This is a genomic window from uncultured Arthrobacter sp., from assembly GCF_947493765.1.
In the GTDB taxonomy this organism is placed as follows: Bacteria; Actinomycetota; Actinomycetes; order Actinomycetales; family Micrococcaceae; genus Arthrobacter_D.
The window spans coordinates 1-17522 of sequence record NZ_CANLSZ010000004.1; the positions used below are offsets into that span (position 1 = coordinate 1).

The window sequence follows — 17522 nt, forward strand, 5'->3', positions numbered from 1 at the left end:
TCTCGCTCACCTACCGCGGCGCAGCCGTCCTCAGAGCCATCACACTCTGGCTCCAAGCATTAGGAGACACGCCCTAGCCCATCAAAGGCCCACTTCTTCTTTGCTGAGAATACTCGACGTGAGACATATTGCTGGGACGCTACGCGGCCGCCCACTCCCCCGCCACTACTGGGAATCATCAACCCACGACCGAACCTTGCATGTTGTCCAGTCAAGGGATCCCTCAGCGGGAAGTCGGGGTTGAAGCTTGCACGGTGATAGCTATGGCGCTGGCGATGATTTGGGTGAGGAGCAGCCAGGGATAGGCCGCTCCGAGGTAGAGGGCGAGGAGGATCGGGACGATCGATAGGACGGTCATGTCGATACCGCGTAGGAGAGATGACATCTGATCGCGGGGGACGGAGCCAAAGGGTGTCTCTACGGGAGGTCTCGTCCAATCGGTGTGGGGGCGGGTTGCTGCGCGGACGGCTCCCGCTCCCATCCCGGCGCCGGCGATGGCCCCGAGCAGGATGAGAAGTGCAGGACCTGAGGAAACGGCGACGAGTGCTGCGGTCAAGGCACTCATCCATAGGGCCAGGGCCAGCGCGGGCATGAGCATCCGGCTGAAGCGTGAGAGCACCGGGCTGATCGGTAGGAGAGCATCGAGTTCTGGGACGACGGCGGTACGGCGGGCAACCGTCCCGGTCCCGGCAGCGGTGGCGCAGGCGGCGATGAGGACCAGGGTCAGATGGAGCAGAACGGGAAGGGCCGGGGTGATGAGAGCGGCGGCTACGCTGATTCCCAGCCATAGCAACGGGCCGATAGGGGCGGGCTGGAGGCGCAGGAATGCTACGACGTCGGCACGTATGACCGCGGTACCAGCCCACCGTGTGGGTCTCGCGTAGAAACGCGCGCCGCGCCTGCCGGTACGTGTACGCCGTTCTGCCGATAGTGCCCGGCGTAACTCGTTGACGTCGATGAGGAAGACCGACGCGGTGGCGTGCCCGGAGACCGCGCCGCCGCGCTGCAACTCGGTACCTGGAACATCACCGGCCCGGGGAAGCAGGTACGCCACGAGGATCCCGGCCACGGCCAATACCGCTACCAGTGACCAGACTGACGGTGTCAGGAACGGTAGGACGGCCACGGGTAGGAGCCCGACGAGCACTGCCGCGCGGACGACGCCTGCGGAGTCTGTGTTCAGTTGCACCATCATGGCACCGCTAACAGCCAGAAGCGCCCCGATGCCGAAGGTCACCGCTGACCCAGCATGTGCCCATGGGGATCGGTCGAGTGCGGTCAGGACGCTGAACGGGACGTAGGCCGCCGACGCTGCGACACCGGCCAGGACGAGACGACGCCGGAGCGGGGGTAAGACCATCGGGCGACGATCGACGGGCAACGGTAACCACCATGCAGCCTGGGCCCGGCTCACCATGACAGGGCCCACCCGGCGGGCAATCAGTGCGATACCGACCAACACCAGATACGTCAGGAACACCCACAGGACCTCCGCCGGCACCACCTGCCAGCGTGCCGCGGCCAGGCCTACATCGCCGAGGTACCGGTCCGTAAGCTCGGCCCGGAGTGAGACGATCAAGGACCCTGCGATCATCAGCACGCAGGCCCCGGCCAGCGCGTTTGAATACACGTCGATGAAGAGGTCCCGGACCGAGGAGCGTGCCCTGTTGTACTGCCTGGTCCTCGACTGTGTGAAGTCGACGACCTCCCGGCCCTGACGCAAAGCACTCTTGTCGGGCGAACCCCGATGGGGTGTACTCGATCCCAGGACCACCCGTGTCGCCCCGGTTGCTTCTGTCGTCTTCGTTCTGCGTGGCGTCGTGGTCGGATCAGGCCCCTGCAATGATCTGCGCTCCCCGCTGCGTATCGACCGGCTCGAGGACTTCGTCGACGAGCACGCACGTCGATGCCGTCTTCAGCAGCAGCCGTGGATCGTGGGTGACAAGGACGACCGCGGTGCCCGCCTTGGCGCGCTGCTGGATACGATCGGCGAGGGCATCGCGCATCACCGGGTCTAGGCGCTGCTCGGGTTCGTCGAGGATCAGCAGGGACGCCGGGCGAATGAACGCAGCCGCTAGCAGCAGCCGTCGTCGCTGCCCCGAGGACAAGGCCTCCGGGATGGCATGTGATCTCTGCGTGAGACCGAAAAAGTGCAGTTCCGCGTCAACCAGGGTGTCGGGAGAGTCCAAGGCGTGGCCTCGGGCGACCAGTAAGAGGTGTTCGCGGGCCGTCAGCCCGGGGAAGAACACGTCCTCGTCGAACACGGCCGCGACCTCACGGCGGAACCCTATGGCGTCGGCCATCACCGGCAGGCCGTGTACCCGCACATCACCGGACAGAGGCTCCTGCCGGCCAGCCAGAGTCCGGACGACCGTGGACTTACCGGCGCCGTTGAACCCCACCACCGCAAGGACCTCCCCGGCAGCAACCCGAAGCGACACCTCCCCACACACCGGGGTGCCCGCATACCCCACGACCAACCGCTCAACCTCAAGCACATCCCCCACCACCATTCGCCCAGCCTAAACCGACCACTCGAGCTACTCCTGACCCCCACCAGCGCCTTTACGAGCACCATTCACTGGCTGGCCGACGCGACCTGCAACATTCGAGAGCAGCGGTGTCGATCAGCTGTGCCACCATCAAGGATGTGTTGCCGCCCGGAAGGGACAAGGGTAGAAGACAGTCTTGTGATCCTTCCTGCTGCCCGCGATCCTCGCCTCGTGTCCATTCGACGCGGTGGGCACCTAACCGAGGCCGATCACCGGCTCCTGGCTTTATGGGCAGCTACTTGCGCCGAACATGTTCTAGGGCTGTTCGAGGAAACAAACCGACAGGATGGCCGCCCTCGCGCGGCGATCGAGGCCGCACGAGCCTGGACCCGGGGTGAAACGAAGATGATGGCGACCCGCGCGATCGGAGGACACGCGATGGGCGCTGCGCGTCCCCTGCGTGGCGCTCCACGATTCGCGGCCTACGCAGCCGGCCAAGCGGCCTGCGTCGCCCACGTTCCCGAACACGACCTGGGCGCGGCCGCGTACGCCATCAAGGCAGCAGCAGCTGCAGCATCCCGCGATCAAGAACGCGAAGCCGCACGTGCTGAACGCGACTGGCAACGTCACCAGATCCCCGCCCATCTCCGCCAGCTTGTACTCGAGGACCAAAGCCGCAGAAACAGGATCTGCTGGTCCGTCTTCGAGGACTGAACCCCGCAGAAGAGCCGCCCTTACCCTGTTCTTCATCCCTGACCGTAAACCGGTCAGCGAACAGGACAGCTACCGGCATGGGTGGCGCGGACTGTGGATGCTGAAGTCATGAGGTATACCTGCCTTGCCTCATGGTAGGGCGTCAATAAGCAGGGTGCGCCTACCTGATGTCTGAATTGAGCGACGGCAGCGAGGGACAATTTGCTCGCTCGCTCCCACTCTGATTCATGGACGGACAGAGCTCTTGACGCCGCGATCCGTGTAAAGCTAGCTTTGCTATGTAAAGCAACGTGTACATATTAGGGGCGTCATGACCGATCAGAGCGTACGAACAACGTGGGGTCGCACAACCTTCAGCGGAGGCCGTTTCCCGGCCATGGCGATCGCCCTGCCATGTGGAACGGTGATCGCCGCTCTCCTGGGTCTTCTAGCCGCCACGCTCCGCATCGGAGAATCGAATCCCTTCATCATCGGAGTAGTCTTCGCGGTCTGTTTCATCCCACCAGCGACGATGCTTGTCTACATCCTCATCGTCGACCGGTCGACGATGAAGGGAGCTGCCGCACGGCCGGAGGAATCCGTGGAATCCGGTTGGTACGACAAGGCAGCAGCCGGCGCCCTGACGGACATCGTGATCGTCGCCGGTATCACCGCAACGGTCCTTTCCTTCATCCCAGACAAGCTCGCTCTCGATCCGGGACTTCTGCTCGCCGGCGTTATCTGTCTAGCCTTCGTCTCTGTCGGGGTTCGCTACCTGATCCAGCAACACCGAAGCTGACATGCAGAACCTCGTCTGCGAATCACGACAGGCCCTGGCCTGGTCCCAGCAACGACTCGCCGACGAGCTCGGCGTCTCCCGTCAGACCATCATCTCCATCGAGCGCGGACGCTTCGACCCATCCCTACCCTTGGCCTTCCGCTTAGCGGCGACCTTCGGGACCACCCTTGAGAAGCTCTTCTTTCCCGAGCAGGACGCTCGGGGCGAAGAAACCCAGACTGTAGGTCAGCAGGATTAGCGCCATGATCACCCCTGATCCGACTGCCGCTCCGAGAGCACTGGCTTGGGTGCCGATGAGAAGACCCAAACCACCGAACAAAACGAGAACCCCGCCTAGCGTGTAAAACATGTGCTCTTTGAACGCCCAGGCGAAGGGAAGGAAGTGCAGACCTACGACCAAGGCGATCAATGCCGGTCGCAGCTCGAGCCGGCCCATCGTTTCGAGCCACCTGCTGCCGCCTGCTATCAGCGCGAACTCCCCAAGGACGCACAGAACGTACACCCCGACGTGCCATCCGCGAGGAGGGATAAAAGGACCCAGGAAGCGGGGGGTAACGAAAAGGAACCAGAGGGTCGCGCTGACAGCAGCGATGACGACGATGCGCGCCACAACCGACAGTGGGTCGGAGAAACCGGGTGTGTACGAGAAGACGAAAACACAGGCACCGACCAACCCGATAAGAGTCCCGGTCCGCCGCGGGTCCGCGAACCGTGGAGGTGCTCCGGTCGAAGATTGCTCACGCGTGCTGGTATCGCTCACTGATGGAGCCTCCCAGACCCCGACACCGCTGGCTAGACCCTGCCCTGAAATCCGCGCAGTAGAATGTCGCCGCAGATGAGCTGGCCACCCAGTACGCTTCGAGGTCATAGCTCTGATCAACCGACTTCGACCCGAGCAATCGTTCTACGCGACGCCGCGGTTCAGGTCCGGGCGTCGTCGCCGAGGTGGCGGTAGATCGTGCCCCGGGAGACCCCGAACGTCTCGGCGATCTGCTGCACCGTGTACATCTTCTCGTCATACATCGCCCGCGCCTGCCGGGCCCTATTCGGTGTCAGCTTCACCCGGCCCCCGCCCGTACGGCCCCGCGCCCTGGCTGCAGCCAAACCGTCCTTCGTACGTTCCACGATGAGGTCGTGCTCGAACTCCGCGATCGCGGCCAACATGTGGAAGAACAACCGCCCACCCGGAGTCGTCGTATCAATGCCCTGAGACAGGGCCTTCAACCCGACACCACGCCGCTCGAGGTCGTCGACAATCTCCTTCAGGTTCCGCACCGACCGGCCCAACCGGTCCAGCTTCGTCACCACCAGGGTGTCCCCAGACCGCAGGTACTCCAGCGCATCCTCCAGTGCCGGCCGCTTCGCCAGCACCCCCGAGGCGTGTTCGATGAACACCTTCTCGCACCCGGCAGCCTCGAGCGCGTCGGTCTGACCATCCAGATTCTGCTCCCGCGTCGACACGCGTGCATAACCCACAGCTGCCATGATCCAAACTGTACCGCCAACGTGCCTGACAGCACGTAGTTCTCGGACACGAGCCATGGAACACGACACGCCGTTCTCAGCGCTCTCCGCTGAGAGTGTCTCGTGGACGGTGCCAATCAACACCCGGTCGGACTCGGAGAGCTCGCGGGCGAGGAGGGTGCACAGGTGCCGGCCGCGGTCTAAACCTCGGGGCCAGCTCGAGATCCGCGACACGAGCGCAGCTAACGGACCCGGAAGACCGTGTCCTGCCATTCCTTATGAGCCGCGGAATCGCGGCTGATCGACACGTGCTTGATGTTCGTGTACTCCTCCAGCGAGTAGATCGACATGTCGTTGCCGAAACCTGAGGCCTTGTATCCGCCGTGCGGGAGTTCGGAGACCACGGGGATGTGGTCGTTGATCCAGACGCAACCTGCCTGGATCTCCGCGCTGGCGCGCATGGAACGGCTCACGTCCCGGGTCCAGGCCGATGCCGCCAGCCCGTACACCGTGTCGTTGGCCAGGACGATGCCCTCGTCGTCGGTGTCGAAGGGCAGCGCCACGAGCACCGGTCCGAAGATCTCGTCCTGCACCACCTCCGAGTCCTGCTGCACGCCGGTGATGAGCGTGGGTCGGTAGAAGGCGCCCTCCGCGAGGTCGCCGTCGGGCGCGTACCCTCCTGCCAGCACCGAGGCTCCGGCCGCACGCGCCCGGTCGACGAAACCCGCCACCCTGTCACGGTGGTCGCGCGTGATCAGGGACCCCAGATCGGTGTCGGGGTCGGTGGGATCGCCCACGACGACGGCGTCCATCAGTTCCGCCACCCGCGTGGTGAACGCTTGGAAGAGGGGACGCTGCACGTACGCCCGTGTGGCCGCCGTACAGTCCTGGCCGCCGTTGATGATCGCCCCAGCCACGGCACCGTGCGCGGCAGCCTCCACGTCCGCGTCGTCGAAGACCACCAGTGGTGCCTTGCCTCCCAGTTCGAGGTGGACCCGTTTTCCCGACTGCGCAGCACGTGCCATGATGTGCCGGCCGACGGCGGTGGAACCGGTGAAGGAGACCATGGCGACGTCCTGGTGGCTCACCAGGTGCTCGCCGATCTCCTCGCCGCGGCCTGTGACGATGTTGATGACTCCGGGCGGAATGCCGGCCGCGCCGGCTGCTTCGGCGAAGAGCAGGGAGGTGCCCGGAGTGTTCTCTGCCGGCTTGAGGACGATCGTGTTCCCCGCAGCGATCGCGGGCAGGATCTTCCAGGCCGCCATCTGCAGCGGATAGTTCCACGGCGCGATCGACCCGATGACCCCGACGGCCTCGCGGCGCACCATCGAGGTGCCGCCGGTGCCGTACTCGCCTGCTGCCAGCCCCGCAAGCTGACGGGCAGCGCCGGCGAAGAAGTAGATGTTGTCGATCGTCCCCGGTACATCGAACCCGCTTGCCAGGCGGATGCTCTTGCCCGTCTGCTCGGACTCAAGCGCTGCAAACTCGACAGCCCGGCGCTCGACCTCGGCCGCGAAGGCCAGCATCGCCGTCGAGCGTTCGCCAGGGGTGCGGGAGGACCACCCTGGCAGGGCCGCCCTGGCAGCGGCGACGGCGTCGTCGACATCCTCGGTGGTTGCGTAGAACTGGGTTCCGGTGACCTTGCCGGTCGCAGGATCGATGCACTTCGCCTCGGCGCCGCGGGCGCGCCGGTAGGCGCCGTCGATGAACAGGTGCTTCTCCATGATTTTCTCCTCCAGCCTGAACTGTTCCGTCACGAATCGAAGCCGATCCCGACGGCGTCGAGCAGCTTCAGCAGCGGTCCCCTCTTACCTTCGTTCTGGTCGGACTTGATCATGGCGCGGGTGGTCAGCTTGATGCCAGCCCAGGCGAGGGGTTCGGGCGGGAAGGGCAGCGGTGTCTTCTTGACCATCTGCAGCTCGGTGCGTCCGGTGGAAGCGCCGGAGAGCAGGTCGAGCATGACGTTGCCGGCGAAGCGTGTTGCCCCGACGCCCAGTCCCGTGAAGCCCGCTGTGTAGACGACCCGGCCGGAGTAGGCCGTGGTGAAGAAGGGGAAGAAGCGCGAGCAGGTGTCAACGGCACCTCCCCACTTGTGCGTGAACCGCACCGTCCCCAGCTGCGGGAAGGTCTCATGGAACTGCCGGGCCAGCGTCTCGAAGGTTTCAGGGCGCTGGTCGTACTCGCGCTTGAGGGTCCTGCCGTAGTAATACACAGCATCCCAGCCGCCCCAGAGGATCCGGTTGTCCGCCGTCAGCCGGTAGTAGTGGAAGCGGTTCGCCAGATCAGCCATACCGAATCTTTCCGACCAGCCGATCGACTCGAGCTGTGCATCGCTCAACGGCTCGGTCATCAGTGCGTAGTCGTAGACCGGGACGGTGTGCCAGCGCATGCGCCGCAGCAATGACGGGAAAGCGTTGGTGGCCAGTGCCACCTGGCCGGCGGTGACGTCTCCCCCGTCCGTGCGCAGCACCATGTGCCCGTTCCGCTGCGACAGCGAGCGGACCGGGGTGTGTTCGTGGATCTCGACGCCGAGTTCGCGGGCCACGCGTGCGAGTTCCCAGACGAGCTTCGCCGGATGGAGCATCGCGGTGGAGCGCTTGGTCCACAGCCCGGCCTTGAACGTCGGCGAAACGATGTGCTCGGCCAGTTCCGCGGCATCCATGAAGTACGCGTCGGCGTCGGGATCGTGTCCGGCCGCCAGCTCGGGGATCTGGTAGTCCTCCGTCGCCACATTCATCTCACCGGTGCGTTCGAACTCGCAGTCGAGTCCGTACCGTTCTACCGCCTCCTGGATCTCGTCCAGATTCTGCAGGCCCATGCGGGTCAGAAGCTCGTTCTCCTCGGGAAGGTGCTTCTCCCCGTTGCCCTCGCCATGGGTCAGGCTGAAGTCGCAGAAGCCACCGTTGCGTCCGGAGGCCGACCATCCGAGGCGCTGGCCCTCCAACAGCATCACGCGTCGGTCAGGTTCACGTTCCTTGGCCAGCAGGGCGGTCCAGAGCCCCGTGTACCCGCCGCCGACGATGACCAGGTCGGTTGTCGAGGATCCCGACAGGGGAGGCAGTGCTTCTGGTCGGTTCGGATCATCGAGCCAGAACGGTGTGGTGGATGCACTGGCGAGGGAGGACGTCGGATCTGTGGAGTCTTGCATGGTGTGTGTCCTTTGCAGTCGGCTCTAGGAGCCGGCCATCGTTTTGACGATCTGGGAGGAGGAATTACCCGAGCGCTTGAGCACCAGTCCCACCAGCGCCAGGGCCAGGAGGGTCAGGACCAGCATCGCCGTGGAAATGGCTGCCACTTCGGGCCGGAGTGCCACGCGGACGGCGGAGAAGATGTACACCGGCCAGGGCGTGTAGCCCGGCTGCTGGACGAAGCTGGAGAGGATGGTGTTGTCGAGGCTGAGGGTGAAGGCCATCAGGGCGCCGGCGAAGATCCCTGGCCCGGCCAGCGGCAGGGTGACATCGCGGAAACTTCGCCACTTGGTTGCGCCGAGGTCCTCAGCGGCCTCCTCGAGCGAACTGTCGATACCGGCCATGCGGGCCCTGATGATGAAGGTGACGATGGCCGTGGAGAACGCGGTATGCGCGATGACCAGGCGGAACAGTCCGTTGTTGAAGGGAGTCAGACCGGCGTCGACACCGAGCGTCACGAACCAGGGCAGCATCGCGATGCCGTCCACCACTTCCGGGGTCACCAGGGTCAGTGCCAGGAGCGCCGTGAGGAGCACGGGCCACTTCGCCCCCTTGGTGGCGCGAGCCAGGGCGATGCCTCCGAAGGTGCCGAGCACGGTGGCCAACAGCGCCGTGCCGGTGGCCGCCTTCAGCGACGTCATGACCGAGGCGATGATGACGTCGTTCTGCAGTCCGGATACGTAGGCCTGCACGCCGAGTTCATCGAAGGATGCCAGCAGCCGTCCATTGTTGAACGAGTAGAGGACGATCACCGCGATGGGCAGGAAGAGGAAGAGGAAGACCACTGCTCCCCACACCCATAGTGCGGTGTCGGTCAGCGAACGACGGCGGATGCGCTCAGGCATGTGGACCTCCTGTTGTGGTTCCGGAGACAGCAGCTTCGGCCTGCCGGACGCCGCTGCCCGCGGGCAGATCCGCGGCGGTTCCGGCGTCGGGCCCGGCGTGCTGCCCGGTTGGCAGTTCGACCCGGCCCACGTGCTTGATGATCGCTTTCACGACCAGTGCCAGCAGGGCGGTGACGACCACGACCGCGAGGGTGAAGAGCATCAGGACCACCGCCATCGCCGAACCGAGCGCCCAGTTCTGCGCATTCTGGAACTGGTTCGCCACCAGCTGGCCGATCATGGTCCCGTTGGCACCGCCGAGTACGGAGGCGGTGATGTAGTCACCGGTCAGGGGGATGAACACCAGGAGGCATCCGCTGACCACTCCGGGGGTCGCCAGCGGGAGGGTCACCTGGAAGAACGTGCGCCACTTGCCGGCACCCAGGTCGGCGCTGGCCTCGCGCAGTTGGACGCCTGCGGAGTCCATGGCCACGAACAAGGGCAGGATCATCAGCGGCAGGTAGTTGTAGATGACGCCGATCTGGACTGCGGCACGCGAATAGAGGATGTCCAGCGGTGAGCCGAGCAGTCCGATGCCCTGTAACGCCTCGGAGACGAAGCCGTCGGGAGAGAGGATGATCTGCCAGCCCAGCGTACGGACCAGGAAGTTGGTCCAGAACGGTACCAGGACCAGCGCCAGCAGCAGCCCCCTGCGACCCGGTGGCACCTTCACGGCGAGCCAGTAGGCGAACGGCACCGCGATGACGAGGCACGCGAGGGTGCCGACGATCGAGATGCGTAGTGTGGCCGTGAAGACCGACAGGAACGTCGGGCTCACAACCTCGCGGTAGCGGCCCAGGGAGAGCTGCTCCATCGAGTGCGTGGTGAACTGGTCGGGCTTGAACCCGAAGCTGTACCACATGACCAGTGCCACGGGCAGGGCGAAGAAGAACAGCATGTAGGCCCATGTGGGGAAGGAGAGCGCACTGTCCCCAAGGAATTTCCGGAACCTCGTTGTCATGCTCCGCTCCTTGCCTGAGCACTGGAGAAGATCTCCACACGCCGCTGCTGGGCCTCATTCATCTCCGAGGGAGTGAGCCGGTCGAGGACCTCCTGCGCGGGGAAGATCAGCTCCGGCAGCTCCACGCCCTCCTCCTCCGCCCGCTCTTCGAGGCCCTTGGTCCCCACCGGGTACCCGATGTAGTCCATCTGTTCGAAGGCGACCTCGGGAGAGATCATGTGGTTGATCAGTGCGTGAGCGGCGTCGGGGTGTGGCGCACCGGTCGCGATCGCCCAGTTGTCCATCCACAGATTCGCCGACGGCGTCGGGTAGACGAACTTCCATTGCTCCGGATCATCCATCTCGAGCATGCCCTGCCGCGCGTCCCCGTTGTAGGACTGCAGGAGTGCGAGACCGCCCTGGACCATCCCCGTCGACGCCGCACCGAAGTAGGCGCGCACGTGCGGAGCAAGATTGTCCAGCAGCACTCGCTCGCAGGCGTCGAGCTTCTGCTCGTCCGTGGTGTTCAAGTCCTCACCGGCAGCTCCGAGCGCGATCGAGCAGACCTCCCACGGATCCTCCAGCAACGCGGTCCGACCCGAGGCCTCGCCCATGGCTGCGTCCAGGAAGTCCTGCCAGGACGCCATGGGCCGGGTGATCGTGTACGTGTCGTACACATACCCGGTGGTCCCCCAGGCCTTGCAGATCGTGTATTTGTTTCCCGGGTCCCAGACCTGGTCGGTGAAGTTCGGGTCCATGTTGCTGAAATTAGGAATGAGATCCTTCTGCAGGGGCTGCAGTAGGCCGTGTTCGGCCATCTGCGGGATCATCAACCCGGTCGGGACGACGACGTCGTAGCCGGAGGTTCCGCGTGTGGCGGCGAGCTTGGAGATCAGCTCCTCGTTCGAGCCGAAGGAGTCGACCTGCACGGTTGCTCCCGTGGCCGCCGTGAACGAGGAGATGCTCTCCGGCGGATCGTAATCACCCCACGAGTACAGGTTGACGTTGTTCTCGATCTTCCCGTTCGGAGCCGGCGAACTGGCCATGGCACGATCGCCACCGCACCCCGCGAGTCCCAGCAGGCCGACGACGGCGGTGCCGGCGAACAGACTGCGGCGGGAGAGCTCGCGGCTCAGGGTGGTGGGGGCGAGCAGCCGGATGTCCGGTGTGCCCGTTGCCTTCCTAGGCTTCATCGCAGTACACCGCCACATCCGCGCCGTCCCACTCGATGAGCACATCCTCGTCCGTCGGCAGGGGCACGGCGTCCGAGCGGGGGACCCGGGAGAGGATCTCCGTGTCCTCACCGACCAGCAGTACGTACTGCACCACGTCTCCGAGGAAGGAGACCCCGGCGATCCGACCGAGCACTGCATTCGGTGCCGATGGCACGCCGTCGGCGAGGCGGAGCCGCAGTGTCTCCGGCCGTATGGCAACCCGCACGGTGTCACCGACCGACGGCACCGGCCGGCCCGCTGCCCCGGGATCACCAGCCGCCTTCGGCTCGGGCAGGATCGTGGTGTTGTTCACCGAGCGCAACCGCAGCGCGCCGCCGTCGTCGGACACCACGACCGCTTCCACGAAGTTCTGCTTGCCGATGAATCCGGCCACGAAGCTGTTGGACGGACGCGTGTACACCTCCTCCGCGCTACCGATCTGCTGGATACAGCCGTCATACATGACCACGATCCGGTCGCTCATGGCGAGCGCCTCCTCCTGATCGTGCGTGACGAAGATGAACGTGATACCCAGCCGCTTCTGCAGCAGCTTGAGCTCCACCTGCATCTCCTCGCGCAGCTTGCGATCCAGCGCGGACATCGGTTCGTCCAGCAGGAGGACCTTGGGTCGATTGACCAGCGCACGGGCCAGGGCAACACGCTGCTGCTGGCCTCCGGAGAGCTGTCCGGGGCTGCGGTCCGCGAACTCCCGCATCCGCACCATGGTCAAGGCCTCGTCCACCCGCTGACCGATCTCCTTCTTCGGAGTGCGCGACTGCTTGAGGCCGTAGGCCACGTTGTCGGCGACCGTCATGTGCGGGAAGAGTGCATACGCCTGGAACACGGTGTTCACCGGTCTCCTGTGCGCGGGCATCCTGGTCAGGTCCGTCGATCCGAGCTCGATGACACCGGCCGTGGGCTCCTCGAACCCGGCGATCATCCGCAGCAGCGTGGTCTTTCCGCAGCCCGAGGGGCCGAGCAGGCACAGGAACTCGCCCGCACGGATGTCCAGGTCGAGGTCCTTGATGGCCGCTACACCGCCGAACTCCTTGTGCAGACTGCGGATCGAGAGTTCCCCGGCTATGGCTGGCGAGAGAGTGGCGCTCATGCTTCTCCTTCGGTTCGGTTGCGGGCATCGTGAACGATTGCTCCGGCCACCACGGTCAGGCGGTTGGAGAGACGGTGAAGATCGGACTCAGGGACGGCGAACGGATCGCGGTCGGCCAGCGCGAGATCGGCGGGTCCGCCGATCTCGATCCGACCGCCTGCTGCGGACCGGTTCAAACGGGCGGAACCGGAGGTGTAGGCGCGCAGCGCGTCCAGCAGCCCTATGGCCTCGCCCGGGTTCAAGGGCTCCCGCAGTTCCTCCGCGCCTCCCTCCGTACGGTTGACCGCGGTGTGGATCGCCTGCCACGGATCCGGGGTGGAGACGGACCAGTCCGATCCCATCGCCAACCGTGCTCCGGCGTCGAGCAGGGACCGGAACGGGTACTGCCAGCCGGCGCGCTCCTCCCCGAGGACAGGCACCGTCAGGTCCCGCATGGAGTCGTCGTTGCAGGCCCACAGAGCCTGCAGATTCGCCGTCACATCGAGTTCTGCAAAACGCGGGACGTCCCTGGGATCCACGACCTGCAGGTGCGCGATGTGGTGACGCCCGTCGCGTCCCGGGTTGGCGCCGCGCATCGCCGCGAAGGCATCCAGTCCCTGGCTGACCGCCCGGTCCCCGATCGCGTGCAGGTGGATGTCGAATCCCGCCGCATCGATCGCCGTGAACGCTGCCGCCAGGAAGTCTGCCTCGAAATAGCTCAATCCGGACCCGGCACCGGGGCAGCCGCACGAGTGGTACGGCTCGGCCATCGCGGCCGTCCGACTCTCGACGACGCCGTCGAGCATGAACTTCACCGCCGTGGCCCGGAACCTGGTGCCGGACGAGGCGTGCCGGCGTCGTTCCCGGAAGATCCGTACCTGTTCCGGGATGTCCTGCACCTCGCGCGGCCACCAGAGGGCCCCGACGACGTCGGAGTGCAGTTCCCCGGCGGCGTCGGCCGCGCAGTAGGCGGCGTACGGGTCGGCGTGGCCGGAGTACTGACCGATGATGGCGTCCTGCCAGCCGGTGATTCCGAAGGTGTTGAGGTAGCGCTGGCCCTCGAGCAGTCCGTGGCGCAATTGCTCCTGGGTCTCCTCGGGGATGAGTCGGCTGATCAGGTCCATGGCGCCCTCGTGGAGCGTGCCTGTGGGATTGCCGGAGGCGTCGCGTTCGATACGGCCACCGGGTGGGTCAGGGGTGTCGGCCGTGATGCCCGCCAGTTCGAGGGCGTGCGTATTCACCCACGCGCTGTGGTGGTCACGGTTCACCAGGAAGGCGCCGCGGTCCGGGATGAGCTCGTCCAGCTCCACGGCTGTGGGAGTTCCGCCCGGGAAGTCGGACATGGTCCAGCCTCCGCCGGAGATCCAGCCGTCGACAGCTTCGGAGCGAGCGGCGTACGAGCTGATGGCGTCCCGGCATTCTGTCGCATTTCCTGCGTCGCTCAGGTCACAGCCGAGCCGCTCCACACCCCCGGCGACTGCATGGACGTGCGCGTCGATGAAACCGGGCGTGAGCAGACCGCCCTCGGCATCGATGATCTCGGTGTGGGGGCCGGCCGCTTGAAGCAGGTCCGAGCCCGTACCGAGCTCGACGACGCTGCCGCCGGCGATCGCCACGGCGTCAGCAGCGATGAGCTGATGCCCATCGAAGATCCGGGCATTGTGGATCAGCAGGTCGGGCATAGTTCCCCGCAGATGTGTCCGAAAGTGTGGTAGAGCTCACATAGCATGCGGCTCACACTAGGCTGCAGATCATGCTTAGTCAACGATGTTGACTATCTGCGTGCTACCTCTTGGCCTCGGCGTCCGGAGCGGCTCGTCGGGCTACCGACTCGAGCAGCAGGTCCACTGCCAGCTCGTAGGTGGGGTCTTCCTGGATGGTGGCCAACATCGGTGCCGCCTTCGCGATGAAAGGAAATTGTTCGGTGTCGAGCGCCGCGTACTCATTGCTCCACGCCGCGGTGTCCTTGGCCTGTTCCTCGCTGGGAAGGATCCGGAAGGCGGCGTCGAGCCCTGCGAAGGCCAGGTTCAGGTCGTCGATCACGCGGTAGAGCCGCGCTGCCTCCTCCGGATCGAAGCCTCCTCGGGACAGCGCTGCGAGGATTTCCTCCACGATGCGGATCTCGCCGGGACGGCGGGTGACGCGTGTGACGCCGAGGACCGCTGCCTGCGGGTGGGAGAGATAGGCGCGGCGGCCCCGGTGCATAAGGTCGCGGATGGTCCCGAGCCAGTCATCGTCGGGTTCGAAGCCGTCCAGCGCCGAAACCATGAGGCTGTCGGTGACGGCGAGGATGAGCTCATCCTTATTGCGGAAGTGCCGATACAGGGCAGTCGGGTCGACGTTGAGGGCAGCTCCCAGCTTGCGGAAGCTCAACCCTTTGACTCCGTCGCGTTCGAGGGCTTCCAGCGAAGCAGACACGATCAATTCAGGCGATAGCGAGTTGCGGGGGGCCCTCATATAGCCACCCTATGTGAGGGCCTGCTATCGGGCGGGGCTGATCCGGGCCGGGAACGGCGGGCACTCCGCGAATGTCTGGGTCTGTCCTGCGTGGCTCGTTTCCCGTCACTCAGCCGCACCTCGCACGGATTAGCGAGACAACCGAGCTCTACTGCGCCGAGCATCTTCCCTACGGCGGTCGCCGGTCCACCGTCGGCACATGAACCACCAGCCGGGCGACGTCGTCAGCGAACGCCTCGCTCGAGGTGTCGATGGGTAAGTTCTGTGCGTATGGCATCGAGTCTCGTGGCCCGGTACGGGTGATTTCGTACCAGGAGACGCCAGCGTCGGCCCGCGCTGGACAGCTCATCCTCGGGCTTGTCGTCGTCCCATGCTGCAAAGAGGCTCTCCGCGCCCTCTGGGTGCCCGTGGTGGCGGGCGGCGAAGAGATCGGCGCGTATCTCCTCGGCTCGGCTGTCCGCGAAGTAGCCGAAGAATCCTCTTACCGTGATGATTGCGCCGAAACCCGAGGTGATGTAACCGGCGGCTGGGCTGGTGTTGAAGCTCTCTGCGGTCGCGCCCATGATGATCCCACCGAGCAGCAGGATCACTCCGAGACCGATCCCCAGAACGTACAGCCAGACTCGTCGCTTCCACCAGCTGTTGTTCGCACTGTGCCAGAACTCGTGCGCGAGCAAGAACTCGAGCGCGCTGGACGGCAAATCACGCACAGCAGCCTCGGTGATCTTGATCGTGGGAACTCCGCGGAGAGTCGTGAATTTGGCGTTCGCCGCCGGCGAGCCGGATCCCAGGGTCGGGACAAGAAGCACGGCCGGCTCCGGCAGACCCGCTGCAGTACTCACCCTTGCCATATGGGCGCGGGCGACCCGATGCAGGCCCTCTTCTCCCCTGCTGCTCTGCTCATTGTCCGTCGTCGTCATCGTGCCGCCATCCTACTCAGTGCCCTGTAGAGAATGCTGCTGTCGTTGAGGGCCCGTCGAGCGACGACGGCCTTGTGGGGAAGTTGAACCTATTCTGCAGTGTCTCGGCACCTGCGGCCGACTGACGTCAACCACCAGACAGGAGGATCGTCATCAATCTCCCCTCCGACCACGTCATGTCCGATGAGTCCAAGGTTCTCCAGTTTCAGCAGAATCGAGGTCAGACCATCTCGTATGGTGGGGCCAAAGCCGGATAAAACGTGCAGATCTTCTCCGACCAGCATGATTTCGAGTTGCTCCGTCGATTCCGGAAACATCGCCAGCAGGTCCAACAGCTCGCGCTCCACCGAAGACAGTTATTGAAATACAACATGGGACTTTTGTCGTGGGTCGAAGCCCTCGCTGGCGGGACCCATCCGATGTCCTTCCGTTGCGAACTATGGACCAAGGATGCTCAACGACGGTCGCCCGATGATCGAGGTCATCAAGGAGCAGCAGGTCACGGAGGCGACGTGGTACCGGTGGGTGAACCAGTACGGGTCAGCGCTGCGCAAGGGCCGCCCGGAGACTAGCTTCGAGGAAGCCCAGCTGCGGCCCGACCTTCGCGCGGTGGAGGTGAAGCATCCGGCGTGGGGGTGGCGAAAGGCGCGCTGGCATCTGCTGGCCCAGGCTCGCTGGGACGGGGTGGCGTTGAACACGAAGCGGATCCGCCGGCTCTGGCGCCTCGAGGGGCTCACCTGTAAGCCCAAGGCGAGGAAGAAGCGCACGACCTGGCCCGGCGCCGGGGAGCAGAAGCGGTTGCGGGCCCAGTACCCGATGCACGTGGTCAGCTTCGACTTCCAATCCGCTGTGACGTCCTGCGGCCGGGCATATCCGGTTCTTCTTTCGTCTCGACGAATACACGCGTACCGCTTTGGCGATCAGCCCGCGCAGGTCATTCACCGCAGCGGATGTGGTCGCCGTATTGGAGGACGTCATCGCCGAAACCGGGATTACCCCGACCTACGTGCGCTCGGACAACGGACCCGAATTCACAGCCGCTGCCCTGACCGACTGGTGCAACACCGCCGGGGTGGGGACCGCGTTCATCGACCCCGGCTCACCGTGGCAGAACGGGTTCGCGGAGTCCTTCAACGCCCAATTCAGAAGAGAACAACTCACCGGGGAAATCCTGGACACCATGGCCGAAGCCAGCTACCTCGCCAGGAATGGAAAGACGTCTACAATCATGAACGGCCCCGCGGATCCCTCGACGGCATGACACCCTCGACATACTGGAAACGCTGGACCGCAGACAACCAACTAGCTATCGCATAGCCACTGGACTGCCAACGGGGACCCAACGAGGGCCCACACCTGTCCGTCTATGTCTCCTAGTCATGTG

General features: G+C 65.0%; 17 protein-coding genes and 1 pseudogene. 4 read left to right on the forward strand and 14 right to left on the reverse strand.

Annotated features, from left to right (window positions below; translation table 11 throughout):
* Positions 1–223 precede the first annotated feature (223 nt).
* On the reverse strand, positions 224–1723 hold the full coding sequence (locus Q0747_RS07145) for a DUF6297 family protein (protein WP_298253082.1): 1500 nt from the start codon (positions 1721–1723) through the stop codon (positions 224–226).
* A gap of 106 nt (positions 1724–1829) precedes the next feature.
* Complete coding sequence (locus Q0747_RS07150) at positions 1830–2513, reverse strand: ABC transporter ATP-binding protein (protein WP_298253084.1); 684 nt, start codon at positions 2511–2513, stop codon at positions 1830–1832.
* Between the two features lie 135 nt (positions 2514–2648).
* Here Q0747_RS07150 and Q0747_RS07155 point away from each other — a divergent pair, with 135 nt between their 5' ends.
* The 3 genes from Q0747_RS07155 to Q0747_RS07165 all read left to right on the forward strand — a co-directional run bounded on the left by Q0747_RS07155 (position 2649) and on the right by Q0747_RS07165 (position 4222).
* Positions 2649–3206: a putative immunity protein gene (locus Q0747_RS07155; RefSeq protein WP_367277695.1), complete on the forward strand. Its 558-nt coding sequence runs from the start codon at positions 2649–2651 to the stop codon at positions 3204–3206.
* A 310-nt stretch (positions 3207–3516) separates the two neighbouring features.
* Entirely contained in the window at positions 3517–3984 is a 468-nt protein-coding gene (locus Q0747_RS07160; RefSeq protein ID WP_298253088.1) for a hypothetical protein, read from the forward strand.
* Position 3985: 1 nt separating this feature from the next.
* Positions 3986–4222, forward strand: a complete 237-nt coding sequence (locus Q0747_RS07165) for a helix-turn-helix transcriptional regulator (RefSeq protein WP_298253090.1) — start codon at positions 3986–3988, stop codon at positions 4220–4222.
* Here Q0747_RS07165 and Q0747_RS07170 read toward each other — a convergent pair.
* The 12 genes from Q0747_RS07170 to Q0747_RS07225 form a co-directional block, all read right to left on the reverse strand.
* A complete protein-coding gene (locus Q0747_RS07170; protein ID WP_298253782.1) occupies positions 4127–4744 on the reverse strand; it encodes a DUF7010 family protein in 618 nt (205 codons plus the stop codon). The genes Q0747_RS07165 and Q0747_RS07170 overlap by 96 nt on opposite strands.
* Before the next feature lie 161 nt (positions 4745–4905).
* Entirely contained in the window at positions 4906–5469 is a 564-nt protein-coding gene (locus tag Q0747_RS07175) for a recombinase family protein (RefSeq protein ID WP_298253092.1), read from the reverse strand.
* Between the two features lie 221 nt (positions 5470–5690).
* A complete protein-coding gene (locus tag Q0747_RS07180; RefSeq protein WP_298253094.1) occupies positions 5691–7172 on the reverse strand; it encodes an aminobutyraldehyde dehydrogenase in 1482 nt (493 codons plus the stop codon).
* A 29-nt stretch (positions 7173–7201) separates the two neighbouring features.
* Positions 7202–8596 (reverse strand): FAD-binding oxidoreductase, encoded by a 1395-nt coding sequence (locus tag Q0747_RS07185; RefSeq protein WP_298253096.1) that lies wholly within the window; start codon positions 8594–8596, stop codon positions 7202–7204.
* 24 nt (positions 8597–8620) lie between these two features.
* Complete coding sequence (locus Q0747_RS07190) at positions 8621–9481, reverse strand: ABC transporter permease (protein ID WP_298253098.1); 861 nt, start codon at positions 9479–9481, stop codon at positions 8621–8623.
* Entirely contained in the window at positions 9474–10481 is a 1008-nt protein-coding gene (locus Q0747_RS07195) for an ABC transporter permease (RefSeq protein ID WP_298253100.1), read from the reverse strand. Before Q0747_RS07195 ends, Q0747_RS07190 begins: the two co-directional genes overlap by 8 nt.
* Complete coding sequence (locus Q0747_RS07200) at positions 10478–11653, reverse strand: spermidine/putrescine ABC transporter substrate-binding protein (RefSeq protein WP_298253102.1); 1176 nt, start codon at positions 11651–11653, stop codon at positions 10478–10480. The genes Q0747_RS07195 and Q0747_RS07200 overlap by 4 nt, the downstream gene beginning before the upstream one ends.
* Positions 11643–12782 (reverse strand): ABC transporter ATP-binding protein, encoded by a 1140-nt coding sequence (locus Q0747_RS07205; RefSeq protein ID WP_298253104.1) that lies wholly within the window; start codon positions 12780–12782, stop codon positions 11643–11645. Before Q0747_RS07205 ends, Q0747_RS07200 begins: the two co-directional genes overlap by 11 nt.
* Positions 12779–14443, reverse strand: coding sequence for an amidohydrolase (locus tag Q0747_RS07210; protein WP_298253106.1), 1665 nt, complete (start codon positions 14441–14443; stop codon positions 12779–12781). The genes Q0747_RS07205 and Q0747_RS07210 overlap by 4 nt, the downstream gene beginning before the upstream one ends.
* Positions 14444–14546: 103 nt before the next feature.
* Positions 14547–15218: a TetR/AcrR family transcriptional regulator gene (locus Q0747_RS07215; RefSeq protein ID WP_298253108.1), complete on the reverse strand. Its 672-nt coding sequence runs from the start codon at positions 15216–15218 to the stop codon at positions 14547–14549.
* Between the two features lie 224 nt (positions 15219–15442).
* Positions 15443–16138 carry a M48 family metalloprotease gene (locus tag Q0747_RS07220; protein ID WP_298253110.1) on the reverse strand — a complete coding sequence of 232 codons (696 nt, stop codon included), beginning with the start codon at positions 16136–16138 and terminating at the stop codon, positions 15443–15445.
* 89 nt (positions 16139–16227) lie between these two features.
* On the reverse strand, positions 16228–16485 hold the full coding sequence (locus tag Q0747_RS07225) for a hypothetical protein (protein ID WP_298253112.1): 258 nt from the start codon (positions 16483–16485) through the stop codon (positions 16228–16230).
* A 103-nt stretch (positions 16486–16588) separates the two neighbouring features.
* On the opposite strand from Q0747_RS07225, the pseudogene Q0747_RS07230 reads away from it, so the two are divergent.
* Positions 16589–17455 (forward strand): annotated as a pseudogene (locus Q0747_RS07230) (IS3 family transposase).
* Positions 17456–17522 lie beyond the last annotated feature (67 nt).